Below are 17,768 nucleotides of genomic sequence, written 5' to 3' on the forward strand. Positions count from 1 at the left end.
ACGCTGCTTTTTCAATCGTAAAAGAGCTGGTTTAAACATTATATTACCTAATTTAATCGTAGATGTTTTGGTGCCATTTTTAGTGATCGAATAGTTCTCATTAACTGATCCACAGTGATGACAAGCCTTCGGCTTGTATGTAAGTGTGGCTTGATAAACTAAGTAGTTTACTCCTTTTATCTTTTCTTCTATACAAAGATAATTATTTACATCAAAAATAATGTTTTCGTCTTTAATATTTAATGAATTTCGTATAATATGAGAGTGGGTCATGTAGATTCTCCTTTGATTGGTTTTGGTCGACTTAATTATAAGGGAATCTACTGGCCTTTTTCTATTGATATACAAAAAACGTGCCAGTGAGTTTTTAGAACTCACCAACACGATTAATTATAGAACCGAAGATTAAAGGACGATTTTTTATTTTATATAAGGACTGCAGCCTTATATAAAGCGTCAATAAATGTGTAATTTGGTTAAAAATACTAGGAGGAATATAAAATGAAAAATACAAAATTGTTAGTAATGGGATTAGTCGTATCAGGAATTGTTTTAACAGGCTGTCAATCAAATGAAGCAGCAGATAACGAAAGTGAGAACGAAAATAGTTATGTTATTGGATTAGATGATACATTTGCACCAATGGGATTCAGAAATGATGATGGAGATTTAGTCGGTTTCGATATCGATTTAGCTAATGCCATAGCAGATGATTTAGACTACACGATAAGTTTTCAACCAATCGACTGGGCGTTGAAAGAGACTGAATTAAATGCAGGCAATATTGATATGATTTGGAATGGTTATACAATTACAGAAGAGCGTTCTGAAAAAGTAGACTTTAGTACACCATATTTAGAAAACAGTCAGATGATTGTCACTTTGGCAGGAAACGATATTGATACAAAGCAAGATTTAGAGGGGAAAAAAGTAGCCGCTCAGCAATCCTCAAGTGCAGTTAGTGCGATTGAAAAGGATCCATCAAATATACTAGAAGAATTTGAAAAGGGTGAAGTCATACAATTTCCATCAAATAACGACGTGTTTAATGATTTAATTTCTGGCCGAAGCGAGGCGATTGTCGTTGATGAAACATTGGGACGTTTTTATATGGCGCAAAATGAATCATCTGAGTATAAGGTCTTGGAAGATGACTTTGGAAAGGAAGAGTATGCGATCGGATTTAGACAAGATGATGATGAACTGAGAGAAGCGTTCAGTGACTCATTAGATAAAATTATGGAAGAAAATACCTATGATGATATCTATCAGAAATGGTTTAACAATTAAAAGTAAGTGATAGGAGTGAATATTATGTCGTGGTCAGCTTTACCGTCAATTATAACAGGGCTTGAATTAACATTGAAGTTATTCAGCCTTGTACTAGTACTATCCTTACCTTTAGGGCTTTTGGTAGCTGTTGCAAAAGTGTATGGACCAAAGTTTATTCAGAGATTAATTACACTATATATCTACGCTATGCGAGGAACACCTTTGCTTCTTCAATTGATGTTTGTTTTCTTCGGTCTACCATATGTTGGCATAACTTTAGATCGCTTTCCGGCAGCTGTTTTTGCCTTTGTACTAAATTATGCAGCGTATTTTGCTGAAATATTTAGAGGAGGCATGGTGGGGGTTCCCACGGGTCAATTTGAGGCTATGAAAGTACTTGGGATCAATCATTTTAAAGGCTACCGAAATGTTATTTTTCCCCAAGTTTTAAAAACAACACTACCAAGTCTGGGGAATGAAATCCTGGCTTTAGTCAAAGATACATCTCTTGTTTATATATTAGGTTTAGGAGAAGTGTTGAGAGCAGGGCAAATTGCCGCCAATAGATATGCGTCACTTATTCCTTTTATATTTGTAGGGATTTTGTATCTTATTGTTACAGGAATTATCTCATATCTATTAAACAAAATCGAAAAGCAGTATCAATTTTAAGGAGGGAACCAGATGCTAGTAATTGAAGGGTTAAGCAAAAAAATGAACGGGCTAGACTTGATAAAAGACTTCTCACTAACTGTTCAGAAAAAAGAAATTGTTTCTATAGTGGGAGAATCAGGATCCGGTAAAACAACGTTTATTCGCCTTTTAAATCAGTTAGATAAACCAGATAAAGGACAAATTAAATTAGATAATGATAGACTATTTCCCGGTCAGGATGGTCACAAAAGTGTTAATAAAAACATTGGAATGGTCTTTCAAGATTTTCAGCTTTTTCCCAATTTGACGGTTAAAGAGAACTGCACACTTAGTCCGTTGCTCAATAAATCGATTAGAAGGGAAGAAATAAATTTAAAAGCAGATGAGTTATTGGGGAAATTAGATATATTAGATAAACAACATTCTTATCCCAAAGAACTTTCTGGAGGACAGAAACAAAGGGTAGCTATCGCTCGGGCGCTTATGTTGGATCCACAGATTATATGTTTGGATGAGCCAACGTCGGCTTTAGATTACGAAACAGCTGATCGTTTTGGGGAACTTTTGAAGTCAGTTATAAAAAATGATGTTGGTATCGTTATGATTACCCATGATTTAAGATTCGCTGAAAAATTTAGTGATCGTATAATATCGTCTGAATTGTTTTTAAAACCGACATCTACACTTTAAAAATATGAAATCTTTTAAGTTAATTTTAAATTTGAATTGACTATGAGGCTTTGATTTGCTATGATAGTAATGTTGTAAATGTGTAGCACCACAACTACAACCGCTCGTATATAAGTGTATAAAAAGTAGAATCCTACTACTTATAACGGCGAGTCTAAGTGCTTAAGAACAAAGCTCAGGTTTTGTTCATTATTTAAAGGAGGTGCAACAAACATGTACGCAATTATTAAAACAGGTGGAAAACAGCTTAAAGTTGAAGAAGGCCAAGAAATCTTCGTAGAAAAATTAATCGGAGAAGCCGGTGATTCAATCACTTTTGACGAAGTTTTGTTTGTTGGAGGAGATAATACTGTAGTAGGTAATCCCTTCATCAAAAACGCAACTGTAGAAGGCGAAATTATGAAACAGGGTCGCGGTAAAAAAGTGACTACTTACAAATATCGTCGTAGAAAAGATTCCCACAATAAAAAGGGACATCGTCAACCTTATACAAAGGTTTCTATCAAATCAATCAAATCAAATTAATCATTGAGAAGAGGAATCTGAAATGATAGATATTCAATTTCAAAGTGAAGGTTCAAACATTATGTCAGTTACAATAACAGGACATGCTGATGCTGGACCATATGGCTATGATATTGTCTGTTCTGCTGTTTCAGCTCTTAGTATCGGGACTGTAAATAGTTTATCGGAAATAGCTGAGATACACTTAGATGTAAATTCTGCTGAAGAATCTGGTGGCTATCTAAAATTTACTATTCCTACTGATATTACTCAAAAACAAATGGAAACAAGCCAGATACTCCTTAAGAGTCTTCAACTATCTTTAAATAGTATAGAAGAAGAATATAGTGAGTATGTGAATATTAATTCTCTATAAGAGAAGTGATGGAGGTGCATTGAATATGTTGAAAATGAATTTACAATTTTTTGCTACTAAAAAAGGTGGCGGTTCAACAACTAACGGCCGTGACTCACAATCAAAACGTCTAGGCGCTAAACGCGGAGATGGACAAGTTGTCTCAGGTGGATCTATTCTGTTCCGTCAAAGAGGAACAAAAATTTATCCAGGTGAAAATGTTGGTCGAGGTGGAGACGATACATTATTTGCTAAAATTGATGGTATTGTTCGCTTTGAACGTAAAGGAAAAAACAAGAAACAAGTTTCTGTTTATCCTGTAGCAAACTAATTATCATATAAATTGGAATCATAAATCTTAACGATTTTGGTTCCTTTTTTTTTCTATCATGAACTAAAATTAGTCCCATAATTAAATTTACATAAAATAATAATAATATTTTATGATATAAATCAGCTAAAGTCTTAATTATTCTGCACTATTGTTCTAGTTTTTTCTGGGGGCTAATAGAAAAGTAGAAAGGATCGTTGCATTGGATATATCCAAGATAGAAAAATTTTATACTGTATTAATTGAATCAACACAGCTTATAAAAGAAGATTTAAATATATCTTTTATAGAAGCGTTCATTGAGTCTGGAGAAAATATTTTAGATAATGGCACGATACAAGTAGAAAATGACTTACCTTCACCAGACGTAAGGGATGAACTAAGAGAGTTGTATGCATCGCTATCAATTAAAGAGTTAACTTTGCAAGAAAGGAAAAAAGCTGTACAAATGATGCTTATTAATATGGTAACAGAAGATGGAATGCAGGTTAACCATCAGCCAACGCCTGACGGGATTGGTGTTATCTTATCACATTTTATCGACTTGTTTTTTGATACCAATAAGTCACTACATCTAGCGGATCTATCTGTGGGGAGCGGAAATTTACTTTACACACTATCCACGACGCTCTTTTCAGAAAATAATTCTGTCAAATTAACTGGAGTGGAAAATGATGAGTTATTAATTTCATTAGCTTCGACAATTTCTGCGCTGCTAGATATATCTATTAATCTTATGCATCAAGATGCTCTTCAGCCGTTATTGTTGGATCCGGTAGACATTATGATTACCGATTTACCAATTGGATATTATCCGAAAGAGGTAAAAACAGACCAATATCAAACGGCATTCGAAGATGGCTTATCCTATAGTCATTATTTACTAATTGAACAAGGAATTAACTATTTAAAAGAGAATGGGTATGCATTTTATATTTTACCAACAAATGTATTCGAATCTGAAGAAGTAAAACATCTATTGAAGTATGTTCATTCAAATGGGCATGTACAATCTATTATTCATATGCCACTTGAGTGGTTTAGTTCACAAAAATCAAGAAAATCTTTGTTTGTAGTACAGAAAAAAGGGAATAATAGTAAGCAAGTTTCTGAAGTTCTTGTTGCTGATGTTCCTAGCGTTAAGGATGAGAGTGCTTTTAAAGCCTTTCTTCTAGATATAAAACAATGGAAAGAAAAAGAATCGATATAATAAGGAGTGGCTAATATGTCAAAAACTATAGCAATAAATGCTGGAAGTTCCAGCTTGAAATGGAAGTTATTTAAAATGCCTGAAGAAAACACCCTTGCTTCCGGAATTGTTGAACGTATAGGTTTAAATGATTCAATTTTTACTATTAAATATAATAACGGTGAAAAATATGAAGAAATTGTTGATATAAACGATCATGAAGTAGCTGTTGAAATGTTATTAAAACAGTTAACTGAATTAGGGATTATCAAAGACTTCAATGAAATAACAGGTGTCGGACATCGTGTTGTTGCTGGAGGAGAAATCTTTCAAGAATCAGCTCTAGTTACAGATGAAGTGATAGAACAAATCGAGAGTCTTGCAGAATTTGCACCGCTTCATAATCCAGCAAATGCAACTGGCATAAAGGCATTTAGAAAAATCCTACCTGATATCACTAGTGTTGCTGTATTTGATACGTCCTTTCATCAGACCATGCCCAAGGTAAATTATTTATATAGTGTTCCCTTAGAATACTACGAAAAACATAATGCGCGTAAGTATGGTGCACATGGAACAAGTCATAAATATGTGGCCTTAAAAGCAGCTGATATGCTTGAAAAGCCGATTGAAGACTTGAAAATCATTACATGCCACTTAGGGAATGGTGCTTCTATTACAGCGGTTAATGGGGGAGAATCTATTGATACGTCAATGGGATTCACACCACTAGCTGGCGTTACAATGGGAACACGTTCTGGGGATATCGATGCATCATTACTTCCATTCTTAATGGAAAAAGAAGGCATTGAAACTATTAACGACATGGTTTATATTCTAAATAACAAATCAGGATTAAAAGGATTGTCTGGTATTTCAAGTGATATGAGAGATCTTGAAGATGCTGAAGAAACTGATGAGCGTGCGGCTCTAGCATTGCGCATTTTTGAAGATAGAGTTGTTAAATATATTGGTTCATATGCTGCAACTATGAACGGCGTGGATGCTATTGTATTTACCGCTGGTATTGGTGAAAATGGTGTTGAAACACGTAAAAATATTATTGACCGAGTAACATTCCTTGGCGCAACTATCGATGAAGAAAAAAATAATGTTCGTGGGAAAGAACGTATTATCTCGACCGATGATTCAAAAGTAAGTGTCTTGTTGGTACCTACTGATGAAGAAGTTATGATTGCTCGAGATGTTCAAAAATTTAGTGAATAGATTTAAAGATTTGCAATGAGTACGATTGTTCAAGTTATTTTTTTGATGATCTAATAAAAATAATACGAAAAAGTTTCAGTTGGCTTCCTGTCTAAAAAGACAAGGGACCAGCTGAAACTTTTTTAGTTACAGATTTTATAAAATTAATACATTTTTAAAAAGCGACAACTCACGCGCTAGGTAGTATCTGAGTACGACATATCATTAAAAAAAATTAAGGAGCAAGGAATAATAGTTTTAAATGACTGTATTCTTCATGAAACTATATTATGATTCTTTATCAAATTTATTTGTAAGATCAGTGCGTACAATTAAGACATCACATTCAGCCTGACGGATAACGTATTCAGAAACCGAGCCAACGAATATACGTTCAACAGCATTCAAACCAGTTGCACCGAGCATTATTAAATCAATCTCTTCCGCTTCAGGTATTTGCTTAGCAATCATTATCTTAGGTGAACCGTATTCCAAAACTTTCTTGATATGAGATAAGCCTTCTTTTTCTGCGTATTCTTTGTAATCATTCAGGGTATTTTTTGCTTCTTCACGTGCATTGTCAGCAATAGAGCCGTCGAATGTACTAAATGATTGGTAAGCTCTTGTATCAATGACGTGCGCCAGGACTAAAACAGCATCGTTTCTTTTAGCTACTTCAACCGCTTTCTTAAAGGCTTTTTCTGCCTGTGACGATCCATCTATGGCGACTAATATTTTTTTATACTCTTGTAACATATCAAACACAACCCTTCCTTTATCTTACTTCCATTATACTAAAAATGAAAGAAATAACCTAATAAAAAAAGAGCCAAGACTAGAAAGTCTTGACTCTATTTCTAACTAAGTATAAGAAAACCGATGGTGCCGGTTGAATGCCATGTTAGGTTGAACCCGCTATTGGCAGGTGGGCTTCACCAGAAAAATATTTGACTTCCAAGTGATAAGGCATGTCAGCAATTCTTCCTTTAGAATCCCAATGTTATAATAAAATGTTCGGTCAACACAGTTTGTAGGCATCGCGTACACCTCAGAATTCTTACTCTTATATTATCACTCAGCCTATACTTAGTCAATAAAGAGTGCTCGATTAATTATTTTAAATTACTTATTATTATATTTTGCTAACTGATTGCTTAGTGCATTTTCAAACTTGGATGTGGAAAGGGGCTCGTAATATGTTTTGTTTTTTAAATTGTCTGGCAGATATTGCTGTTTTACCCAATGGTTCTCATGGTTATGAGGATAGCGATAATTGACGCCGCTACCCAGTTGTTCTGCTCCCTTGTAGTGTGCATCTTTGAGATGATCTGGTACACTTCCCGAAAAACCATTCCTGACATCTTGCAAAGCTTTGTCGATAGCACTTATAGCGCTATTAGATTTTGGCGACAGACACATTTCGATAACTGCATTAGACAAAGGAATACGAGCTTCCGGAAAACCTATTTTTTCAGCAGCTTCAGTAGCGGTGACTACACGAGCAACCCCAGCTGGATTAGATAGACCAATATCTTCATATGCGGTAACTATCAGACGGCGGATGATAACTTTTAATTCCCCAGCCTCAATTAACCTTGCCAAGTAGTGGAGTGCGGCGTGAACATCACTCCCACGTATCGATTTCTGAAATGCAGAGATAGTATTATAATGTGCATCCCCATCTTTGTCATGAGATAAGGATTTTTTTTGAAGACATTCTTCAGCGATATCTTTTGTAATAACAATAGAACCGTCTGCATTAGCTTCTGTTGATTTCGCTGCTAATTCTAAGGCATTTAATGCACTTCTTAGATCCCCTTGAGTGGCTCTAGCAAAGTAATCCAATACATTGTCCTTTATTATGAGGGGTAAAGTACCTAAACCATTTTCTTCATCATTTATAGCCCTGTTTAAAGCGTCTTTTATATTTTCGCTTGTTAAAGGTTTAAGCTCAAATATTTGCGCTCGACTTCGGATGGCTGGATGAATGGATATATAGGGGTTTTCAGTTGTAGCTCCGATTAAAACGATTCTTCCATTTTCAAGGTGAGGAAGTAAAAAGTCTTGTTTGGGTTTATCCAAGCGATGCACCTCATCAAGAAGTAAAATAACTGTTCCGCTCATTTTCGCTTCTTCTACAACAATTTCCAAGTCTTTTTTCTTATCTGTCGCTGCATTCAGCATACGAAAAGCGTATTGAGTAGAGCCGGCTATGGCACTTGCAATACTTGTTTTTCCTATACCAGGAGGACCATAAAGAATCATAGACGAGAGTTGTTTCGCCTTTGTCATTCTCCAGATGATCTTTTGTTTTCCTACAAGATGTGTTTGACCAACAATATTATCAATTGTCTTTGGCCTCATGCGATAGGCTAATGGTTTGTTCAATCGTATTCTCCTTATTAAAAGCTTGGTTTAAAGTGATGTAATTATAGCATTCTTTCTTAAACAATGAAAATCTTTGAAAAAAATAAATTCTATTTTTGCAAGCAATAATTGTGTAGGAAAAGATAATTTATGATATGATATGTTTTGTTGAAAAACTTACTATATAAAAGGAAGTATAATATGAATCTAAAGAAAATTATAAAGAATAATAATCTCGAACCTTATTTCACTAAAGGTTATTTTGGTATTGAGAAAGAAGGTCTTAGAACAGATGCTTCAGGATATCTTTCCCAAACCAATCATCCAAGTGCCTTTGGTAGTCGAAGTCACCATCCATACGTGCAAACAGACTTTAGTGAAGCGCAACTTGAGTTAGTTACTCCACCACAGGATACTCTAAAATTACAATACCAATGGTTAAAAGCATTGCACGATGTGGTAAATAAAACAATTCCTGAAGATGAATTTCTGTGGCCTTTTAGTATGGCAAACATACTTCCTGAAGAAGCTGACATTCCCATTATTAAAGTTAAAGAGCAGAGCGAAATAGACTATCGGAAAAAACTCGCTGAAAAATACGGTAAAAAGAAACAAATGATAAGTGGGGTTCATTATAACTTTTCATTTACAGCTGAATTTATTGATAAAATAAATGAGAAAAAGCAATTAGATTCAGATAAAAACGAGTGGATCAATAATATGTATTTAAAAATGTCCCGAAACTTTTTTAGGTATCAATGGATATTAACCTATTTATTTGGAGCTTCACCAGTGAGTCATCCAACCTTATTGGATAGTAGCGAGATTGGTCCTGCCAGAAGTCTTAGAAACAGTGCTTATGGTTATCATAATACCTTCAGTGAAAATGTTTCTTATGAATCTATTGAGAACTATATAAAAGATATTGAAGACTTAGTAAAAAATGAAACATTATATGAAGAAAGAGAATATTACGGTTCCTCTCGTTTAAGAGGGGCGGGTAAGAACGTCCGACAACTAGTAAATAACGGTACACGTTATATTGAACTGCGCTCTTTCGATCTTAATCCGTTTGACCCAATGGGCTTTTCGTACGAACAATCTTTATTAGTGCATGCGTATCTACTGACAATGGTTTGGATGGATGAAGATAATAGAGATGAAGATGTAAAAAAAGGTATAGAAATGAATGCTGAAACTTCCCTAGAAAATCCTTATGACTATTCTAAATATAAAGAAGAAGGCATCGCAATATTAGAAAAAATAAAAGAAACAAGTCAAGAATTGAAGCTAGGTAATGAGTATCTTACTATTATTGATGAAGCCATTCATCTGTTCCATAATCCAGAAGAAACATTGTCTTCTAAAATAATGGATATGATAGGGCATGACCAATCGTATGTTGAGCTTGGTAATGAACTTGGGAAAAAACATAAACAGTTTTCTATGCAAAAACCATTTTTATTAAGTGGTTTTGAATCAATGGAAATGAGTACACAACTCCTAATGTTTGATGCTTTACAATTAGGGATTAAAACGGAAGTCCTAGACGCAAATGATCAGTTTCTTGCTTTTAACTATAAAGGGAAAAAGGAATATGTTAGAAATGGTAACATGACCTCAAAAGATTCATATATATCACATTGGATCATGGCAAATAAAACAGTTACCAAGAAACTACTAAGAGATAAAAACTATTCAGTTCCAGGTGGTAGTGAGTTTTCTAGCTTTGAAGAAGCCATGGAGTACTATGCCATAGCCTCTAAACAATCTATCGTTATTAAACCTAAGTCGACAAATTATGGTATAGGTATTACTATATTTAAACAAAAGCCTTCGAAAGAGGATTATAAAGAGGCTTTACATTTTGCCTTCAAAGAAGATGACAGTATACTTGTAGAAGAATACATTGAAGGAGCAGAATACCGCTTTTTTGTTTTAAATGAAAAAGTTGAAGCAGTATTGTTCCGTGAACCTGCTAATGTCGTTGGCGATGGCAAACACACAATTAAAGAACTAATTGATATTAAAAATCAACACCCTTACCGAGGAGAAAAACATCGGGCACCATTGGCACGCATTACAATGGGTGAATTGGAAGCGTTGATGCTTAAAGAGCAAGGACATACTTTTGAAACTGTTATTGATAAAGACGAGAAAGTATACCTACGCGAGAATTCCAATATATCTACAGGTGGCGACCCAATTGATGTAACAGACGAGATGCATGCTAGTTATAAAACTATAGCTGAAGAAATCGCACGCGAATTGGAAGTTAAAGTTACGGGACTTGATTTAATCATTCCAGATATGCAAGAACCCAGTTCAAAAGAAAATAAAGGATATACCGTCATTGAAGCTAACTTTAATCCTGCAATGAATATGCATGCTTATGTAGAAAAAGGCAAAGGCAGACGGCTATCCATGAAAGTATTGGAAATGTTATATCCGAATGTCAAGCTCTCTTAGTTTAGAAAGGATAAATTATGAGTGATACAATATATTTAGATCATGCGGCAACAACGCCCATGCATCCGGAAGTCATAGAAGTCATGTCAGAAGCTATGAAACACTATTTTGGGAATGCCTCAAGTATTCATCAGCTAGGACGTGAGAGTAGAGGAATAATAGAAGAAGCCCGCAGAACGTTTGCGGAGAGTATAAATGCAAATCCCCAAGAAATTATTATCACCAGTGGGGGAACAGAAAGTGACAATATGGCTATTATTAAGTCTGCGGAAAAATATAAAGGAAAACATATTATTACGACAGAGATAGAACATCCTGCTGTACTAAAACCTTTAGATTATTTAAGCAAACAAGGGTATGATATCACTTATTTAACCATTAACAATGATGGACAGATTACCCTTGAACAAATAAAAAATGCCTTAAGGGAAGATACGTTTCTTGTTTCTATTATGTATGGAAATAACGAGATAGGAAGTATGATGCCGATACAAAAAATAGGGCACTATCTAAAAGAGGAACATCCTGATGTTTTATTTCATACTGATGCAGTACAAGCCTACGGAACAGAAGAAATTGATGTTAGAGAGTCAAAGATTGATTTGCTCTCGGTGTCAAGTCATAAAATTAATGGCCCTAAAGGTGTCGGTTTTTTATACAAGAGTAATCAAATATCTCTAGCTCCTTTAATACTTGGAGGAGAACAAGAGAACAAATTAAGAGCCGGAACAGAAAATCTACCCGCGATTATTGGTTTCAAGAAAGCTGTGGAAGTGAGACGTACGAATAAGAAAGAAACGAAAGAGTCTTATCTCTACTTCAAAAAATTGTTTATCAGTAAATTACAAGAAAATAATATTGATTTTGACATTAATGGTACGATTGAAGACAGTTTATCACATATATTAAGTGTGCATTTAAATGGAATTCCGTCAGATAAACTATTGATTCATTTAGATTTAGAAAATATCGCTGTTTCATCAGGGTCAGCTTGCTCAGCAGGAACAGTGGGCCATAGCCATGTGTTAACATCGCTATATGATGAAAACCATCCAGCTGTAGAAGAAACAATAAGAATTAGCTTCGGATTAGGGATAAAAGAAGAGGATATCATTAAATCGGTAGATAAAATAAAAAAAGCCAGTATTTTTTTAAAGGGAAAGTAAGGTATAATGAGATATACACTACTTCTAAGGAGGAATTAGCTTTGGCCACATATAAAAAGGATCGATTATTAAGTAGCAACACTTTTTACACTGTGCACCCTGATGCAAAGAGATATACGTTAAGAGACAATGGTTTTTTAGAGAGTAAGAATGGATCATTTCAATACGAAAGAGCTCTTTCATTACACAATCAAAACAAGAAAACACCTAAGTTAAAACTTGTTATTTCCAAAGATATCGATGAACTGAAGTTAACCGCAGTCACGTCAAATGGATTAAAGAAGGTTGACCTGTATAAATCAGATCAACTGAAAGAAGAAAAACAATTTGCTGAGGGAATCATTGAGTCCTTAGTAAATGCAAATGTCCTTCTAAAGGTTCAATGATTGACGTTTAACTATATAAAGTTAAGAATGATCAGAAGACATACAGATGACGTGTATGTCTTTTGAATTTTAGATTATCAAACTGGCCCTTGATTTATGAAGTACAGGAAGTATAATAGTACAGACTGGAAACATACGAACCTTCAATTCGTTCAAGTACAGAATTTTACAGAAATGATGGTGGAACAAATGTCGAATAAAAATATAAGAGTCGTTGTAGGTATGAGTGGTGGAGTAGATTCTTCTGTTACTGCTTTATTGCTTAAACAACAAGGCTATGATGTCATTGGCGTCTTTATGAAAAATTGGGATGATACGGATGAAAATGGCGTCTGTACAGCTACAGAAGATTATAAAGATGTTGGTCTTGTAGCCAATAAAATTGGTATTCCTTACTACTCTATTAATTTTGAAGAAGAATATTGGGATAAAGTATTCCAGTATTTCTTAGATGAATATAAGAAAGGGCGAACACCGAATCCCGATGTTATGTGTAACAAAGAGATTAAATTCAAAGCCTTTTTAGATTATGCCATGAGCCTAGGTGCAGATTATGTTGCGACAGGTCATTATGCACGTGTAGAGAGGGACGAGAACGGCATAACTCATATGCTTCGTGGTGTTGATAATAATAAGGATCAAACGTATTTCCTTAATCAATTATCCCAAAAACAATTATCAAAAGTCATGTTTCCTTTAGGGGAAATGGATAAAAGTGAAGTTAGAAAAATTGCTGAAGAAGCTGAGCTAGCGACAGCCAATAAAAAAGATTCCACAGGTATTTGTTTTATTGGTGAAAAAGATTTCAAAGAATTTCTTATGAATTATTTGCCAGCTCAACCTGGAAACATGGTTACCGAAGATGGAGAAATAATGGGTCGTCACGATGGTTTAATGTACTATACAATCGGCCAGAGAAAAGGCTTAGGAATCGGCGGCACAGGTCAATCTAACGAGCCCTGGTTCGCTATTGGTAAGAACATGGAGAATAATGAACTGATTGTTGGTCAAGGATTTACTCACCCACATTTATATGCCACGCATTTAGAAGCGAGTGACTTTTCATTTACGACGGATAAATCATATCCTGAAACGTTTAGATGTACAGCAAAATTTAGATACCGACAAGAAGATACGAATGTGACAGTCTTTTATAATAAAGAAGAAGATAGTGCGGTAGTAGAGTTTGATGAACCTACTCGAGCCATTACACCAGGTCAAGCGATTGTTTTCTATGATGGTGATGAATGTCTTGGCGGAGGAACAATAGACCGAGCTTATAAAGAAGAAACGTTACTCAAATATATCTAGAAAGAAAAAAGGAGCTACTCACTAAAACGGGTAGTTCTTTTTTTATAGAAGAGAATAGACTGAAAATATATTATGAATGACTGAATGAAAAAATGAATGTCCAGGATTTATATATTCTCTCTTCATTTCCATGAGGCTGATATGATAAACTAAATTAGAAAGTAATAGAACGATTATTTATAATTCTATAGATAAAGAAAAAATGAGCAATTTAAGAAAAATTATATAAAAATATCAAATGACAGAAAGGAGGACTTTATGTGCAACAAGAACTTTCAAATAATATGAACCCTGAAGAATACATTAGTGGTGAAGTCACTACTATATTTTTTAAAAGTCCTTCTAACTATTACAAAGTAATGCTGGTTCAAATTGATTCAACAAATACAGACGTAAAAGAATCACAAACAGTTGTTACAGGTGAGTTTGGTCAAATACAAGAAGGAGATGCCTATACGTTTTTTGGAAAATGGACAGATCATCCAAAGTATGGGTTGCAATTTCGTTCTTCTAGATATTTAAAAGAGAAACCATCCACACAGGAAGCAATTATAACTTATCTCTCGAGCCCAAGGTTTAAAGGGATTGGGAAAAAAACCGCTCAAAAAATAGTTGATACCCTAGGACTTGACAGCATAGATAAGATACTTGCTGATGAGAGCGTCTTAGAAGGTATACCTGGTTTAAACAAGGCAAAAAAAGAAATGATTCTTTCTGTATTGGAAAAAGAGCAGGGGATGCAGAAAGTTATCATTGCTTTAAATAATTATGGCATAACCAATAAATTAGCTTATAAAATATATCAACACTTTAAAGAAGAAACACTTTCAGTTATTCAGTCTAACCCATATCGATTAATAGAAGAAATTGATGGAGTAGGTTTCAATCGTGCAGATGCTATTGCAGAAGAATTAGATATCGTAGGGGATGCTCCAGAAAGAGTGAAGGCAGGTATTATTTATGCCCTAGAGGATCATATAATGAAATCTGGAGATACATACATAACGTCAGATTTATTAATGAATAATAGCCTCTCAACCCTTGAAAAAAGTCGGCCGTTTATTATTGAACCTGATTTAATCGCTGAGAACATCATTGAACTTCTTGATTCACAAGGAATCATTAAGGACGGCAATCGTTTTTATTTGCCTTCATTGTATGCTTCAGAATGGGGAATATCCAATGCTCTAGAAAGAATAAAGATAAATAATGATAAAGAAAAAGAACAAACAGCTGTAATAAATAAAAAAATTAAGGCATTTGAAAAAAGCAGAGGTATCCTATTTGGGAGATCTCAAAAAGAAGCAATAAAAAAGGCGCTAGTAGCACCGGTATTCATATTAACTGGAGGGCCTGGCACAGGAAAAACGACAGTATTAGAGGTTATTGTATCTATATATGCTGAATTAAATGAAATCAGTTTGGAACCATCAGACTATCCGAATGAGCCCTTTCCTATCTTACTTGCTGCGCCGACCGGTCGTGCAGCTAAACGTATGAAAGAAACAACCGGGCTTCCGTCCAGTACAATCCATCGATTGTTAGGCTTAACGGGTTCTGATGATGATTCGTTACAAGAATCAGATAGAAAATTAAAAGGCGACCTGCTTATTATCGACGAGATGTCGATGGTGGATACATGGTTGGGTTATCAATTATTAAAATCTGTACCTGATAATATGAAAGTGATTATGGTTGGAGATAAAGATCAACTTCCTTCAGTTGGTCCTGGACAAGTTCTTAGAGACTTGATTGCAAGTGAAGAAATAGAAAAGAAGGAATTAACTGAAATATATCGTCAGGATGATGGCTCTTCAATTGTTACATTGGCTCATGAAATGAAAAAAGGAAATATACCTGATAATTTCTCGGAAAAGAAACAAGATCGCAACTTTTTCCCATGCCGTACAAAACAAGTTGTAGATGTTGTGTCCTTGCTAGTTGAAAAAGCAATAGCAAAGGGATATACAGCCCAAGAGATACAGGTGCTTGCTCCAATTTATAAAGGAGAGGCAGGAATTGATCGATTGAACATTAAGCTCCAGAAATTATTTAATCCCAAAAAACCAGGAACTAAAGAAGTTGTTTTTATGGACAGAGTATATCGTATTGGTGATAAAGTTTTACAACTCATAAATGATCCAGAAAGAAATGTATTCAATGGTGATATAGGGATTATTAAGGGAATCTTATCAAAAAAGGAATCTGAAAATAGTTCAGAAGAGCTTGTGATAGATTTTGATGGTAATGAAGTCAATTATTTGAGAAATGAATGGAATAAAATAACCTTATCCTATTGTTGTTCGATTCATAAATCTCAAGGTAGTGAGTACCCGATGGTCATTCTACCTGTTGTATACGGCTATGGCAGGATGTTAAAAAAGGATATTATTTACACAGCAATCACACGAGCCAGTCAAACATTATTATTATGTGGAGAACAGGATGCATTCTTTAAAAGTGTTTCTGAGAATACAACAGAGCGAAAAACAACGTTGGCAGAACGTATAAATGCACATTTAGAAGACAAAGAAATGGTATCTATGGACGTTGAAAATAAAGTGAAAAAGCAGATCGAAAAAATAGATTATATTTTGAAACCTTCAGATGTGACTAATCAGAGTGTTGACCCTATGATTGGTATGGAAGGTGTGACACCTTAAACACTAGTAAGGCTGGGAGAAGCGTCTTGGCCTTACTAGTGTTTTTGAATTAAATTTTTAATATTCCCAACTAGACTAACCCTACAGTGCGTGGATGGATACATGAACTACTTTTGTTGAGCCATATAGGTTCCGCTAATGAAGGCCCCAAGCGTATTTTGTCTCAGGGGTAGCTTATTATATAAAAAAAGGATGCTTAATTGTTTTTACAGAGAGTTGATCAACTTTTTGACTGATAAGTTCACCATCATGCTGTCCATATTGAGAAGGGGTTATGGTTAAATTGCAAAAAGCTGTGCGATAAGAATGTAGTTTTTTATGCTGTAAATGTTTTTGGTTTGTTAAAATTGAAAATAAAATAGTTAGTAATTCAAAGAAGGATACTTTTTCAGCGATGACAAGGTCAACCATACCGTCAGTAGAAAGAGCATTTGGATGGATTGGAATACCCCCTCCAAAGAACGTGTTGTTTGTACATACAGCGAGCAAACTCTGTTTATAAGTATAGGTCCCTTTGTCCGTTAGAATCTCAAGAGAAAATGTTTTTTGTGAAAAATAGGCTGATATAACAGATGCAAGATAAGAAAATTTTCCAATACGCTGTTTGTTTTTATTTTTTTCTAAACTATTGATTACCATCCCATCTAGGCCAACTCCGATACTATTTACAGCGACAATATTGCCTGAGTTTGATTCTCCAATTAAAACGTCTAAGTATGTGGAGGATGTTGTATTTATTATCTTGTGAATAGACTCTTTGAGATTGAAAGATAACTGTAAGGATCGTGCAAAATCATTTCCTGATCCGATTGGAATATAAGCAAGTGGCGTAAGAGGTTTTGAATCGGCATTCAGCAAGCCCGTTAATACCTCATTTAACGTACCATCGCCTCCAACAGCAACAATAATACTGTCCTGTTTTCTTTCTTTCACTAGAGATTCACTTAATTCTGTGGCATGTTTTGGATATCTTGTGATGTGAACATCATATGTACATTCAAAGAGAGGCATAACTCGCTCAAGCTTTGAAATAATAGACCCACCATTCCTTGAAAATTTATTGACAATAAAAACTAAATGTTTAACATTCATCTAATCACCCAATTTAGTATACTGACACTAGTATACTCGAAATAGTAATGGGAAATAAAGTATCTAGAAAAAAACGTATATTTAAGAAAGTTGTACTTGTAACTTTGATGCCT

16 protein-coding genes, 1 other RNA gene, 1 pseudogene and 1 other annotated feature are annotated in these 17,768 nt (G+C 34.7%); of the genes and pseudogenes, 13 read left to right on the forward strand and 5 right to left on the reverse strand.

Annotation, left to right across the window (positions count from 1 at the left end):
* A pseudogene (locus tag BMX83_RS07425) lies at nt 1-273 on the reverse strand (transposase family protein); the annotation flags it as partial.
* A 228-nt stretch (nt 274-501) separates the two neighbouring features.
* Between BMX83_RS07425 and BMX83_RS07430 the strand changes: the two are divergent.
* The 8 genes from BMX83_RS07430 (at nt 502) to BMX83_RS07465 (ending at nt 6,222) form a co-directional block, all read left to right on the forward strand.
* Entirely contained in the window at nt 502-1,290 is a 789-nt protein-coding gene (locus BMX83_RS07430; protein ID WP_091635455.1) for an amino acid ABC transporter substrate-binding protein, read from the forward strand.
* A gap of 24 nt (nt 1,291-1,314) precedes the next feature.
* A complete protein-coding gene (locus tag BMX83_RS07435) occupies nt 1,315-1,944 on the forward strand; it encodes an amino acid ABC transporter permease (protein WP_091635458.1) in 630 nt (209 codons plus the stop codon).
* A 12-nt stretch (nt 1,945-1,956) separates the two neighbouring features.
* Nucleotides 1,957-2,616, forward strand: coding sequence for an amino acid ABC transporter ATP-binding protein (locus BMX83_RS07440; RefSeq protein WP_091635461.1), 660 nt, complete (start codon nt 1,957-1,959; stop codon nt 2,614-2,616).
* 88 nt (nt 2,617-2,704) lie between these two features.
* Nucleotides 2,705-2,782: a sequence feature (ribosomal protein L21 leader region), on the forward strand.
* Nucleotides 2,783-2,829: 47 nt separating this feature from the next.
* A complete protein-coding gene (rplU, locus tag BMX83_RS07445) occupies nt 2,830-3,141 on the forward strand; it encodes a 50S ribosomal protein L21 (protein ID WP_091635463.1) in 312 nt (103 codons plus the stop codon).
* A 22-nt stretch (nt 3,142-3,163) separates the two neighbouring features.
* Entirely contained in the window at nt 3,164-3,496 is a 333-nt protein-coding gene (locus tag BMX83_RS07450; protein WP_091635466.1) for a ribosomal-processing cysteine protease Prp, read from the forward strand.
* A 25-nt stretch (nt 3,497-3,521) separates the two neighbouring features.
* Nucleotides 3,522-3,806: a 50S ribosomal protein L27 gene (rpmA, locus tag BMX83_RS07455; RefSeq protein ID WP_091635469.1), complete on the forward strand. Its 285-nt coding sequence runs from the start codon at nt 3,522-3,524 to the stop codon at nt 3,804-3,806.
* A gap of 202 nt (nt 3,807-4,008) precedes the next feature.
* Entirely contained in the window at nt 4,009-5,016 is a 1,008-nt protein-coding gene (locus BMX83_RS07460) for a class I SAM-dependent methyltransferase (protein ID WP_091635472.1), read from the forward strand.
* Between the two features lie 15 nt (nt 5,017-5,031).
* On the forward strand, nt 5,032-6,222 hold the full coding sequence (locus BMX83_RS07465) for an acetate/propionate family kinase (RefSeq protein ID WP_091635475.1): 1,191 nt from the start codon (nt 5,032-5,034) through the stop codon (nt 6,220-6,222).
* Nucleotides 6,223-6,489: 267 nt separating this feature from the next.
* Here the strand turns inward: BMX83_RS07465 and BMX83_RS07470 are convergent, their stop codons facing one another.
* The 3 genes from BMX83_RS07470 to BMX83_RS07480 all read right to left on the reverse strand — a co-directional run bounded on the left by BMX83_RS07470 (nt 6,490) and on the right by BMX83_RS07480 (nt 8,589).
* Nucleotides 6,490-6,957, reverse strand: a complete 468-nt coding sequence (locus BMX83_RS07470; protein WP_091635478.1) for a universal stress protein — start codon at nt 6,955-6,957, stop codon at nt 6,490-6,492.
* A 113-nt stretch (nt 6,958-7,070) separates the two neighbouring features.
* Nucleotides 7,071-7,259: non-coding RNA, 6S RNA (ssrS, locus tag BMX83_RS07475), on the reverse strand.
* A 64-nt stretch (nt 7,260-7,323) separates the two neighbouring features.
* A complete protein-coding gene (locus BMX83_RS07480; protein ID WP_091635481.1) occupies nt 7,324-8,589 on the reverse strand; it encodes a replication-associated recombination protein A in 1,266 nt (421 codons plus the stop codon).
* A gap of 180 nt (nt 8,590-8,769) precedes the next feature.
* Between BMX83_RS07480 and gshAB the strand changes: the two genes are divergently transcribed.
* From gshAB to recD2, 5 genes are all read left to right on the forward strand, one after another.
* Nucleotides 8,770-11,037 (forward strand): bifunctional glutamate--cysteine ligase GshA/glutathione synthetase GshB, encoded by a 2,268-nt coding sequence (gshAB, locus tag BMX83_RS07485; protein ID WP_091635483.1) that lies wholly within the window; start codon nt 8,770-8,772, stop codon nt 11,035-11,037.
* A 17-nt stretch (nt 11,038-11,054) separates the two neighbouring features.
* Nucleotides 11,055-12,203: a cysteine desulfurase family protein gene (locus BMX83_RS07490; protein ID WP_091635485.1), complete on the forward strand. Its 1,149-nt coding sequence runs from the start codon at nt 11,055-11,057 to the stop codon at nt 12,201-12,203.
* 41 nt (nt 12,204-12,244) lie between these two features.
* Entirely contained in the window at nt 12,245-12,589 is a 345-nt protein-coding gene (locus BMX83_RS07495; RefSeq protein ID WP_143059501.1) for a hypothetical protein, read from the forward strand.
* Nucleotides 12,590-12,685: 96 nt separating this feature from the next.
* A complete protein-coding gene (gene mnmA, locus BMX83_RS07500) occupies nt 12,686-13,900 on the forward strand; it encodes a tRNA 2-thiouridine(34) synthase MnmA (RefSeq protein WP_281242084.1) in 1,215 nt (404 codons plus the stop codon).
* Nucleotides 13,901-14,184: 284 nt separating this feature from the next.
* Nucleotides 14,185-16,563 carry an SF1B family DNA helicase RecD2 gene (gene recD2 / locus BMX83_RS07505; RefSeq protein WP_091635528.1) on the forward strand — a complete coding sequence of 793 codons (2,379 nt, stop codon included), beginning with the start codon at nt 14,185-14,187 and terminating at the stop codon, nt 16,561-16,563.
* Nucleotides 16,564-16,740: 177 nt separating this feature from the next.
* On the opposite strand, the gene BMX83_RS07510 is transcribed toward recD2, so the two are convergent.
* Nucleotides 16,741-17,655, reverse strand: a complete 915-nt coding sequence (locus tag BMX83_RS07510) for a diacylglycerol/lipid kinase family protein (RefSeq protein ID WP_091635491.1) — start codon at nt 17,653-17,655, stop codon at nt 16,741-16,743.
* Nucleotides 17,656-17,768 lie beyond the last annotated feature (113 nt).

Source organism: Alkalibacterium gilvum (assembly GCF_900109085.1).
Taxonomy (GTDB): Bacteria; Bacillota; Bacilli; order Lactobacillales; family Carnobacteriaceae_A; genus Alkalibacterium; species Alkalibacterium gilvum.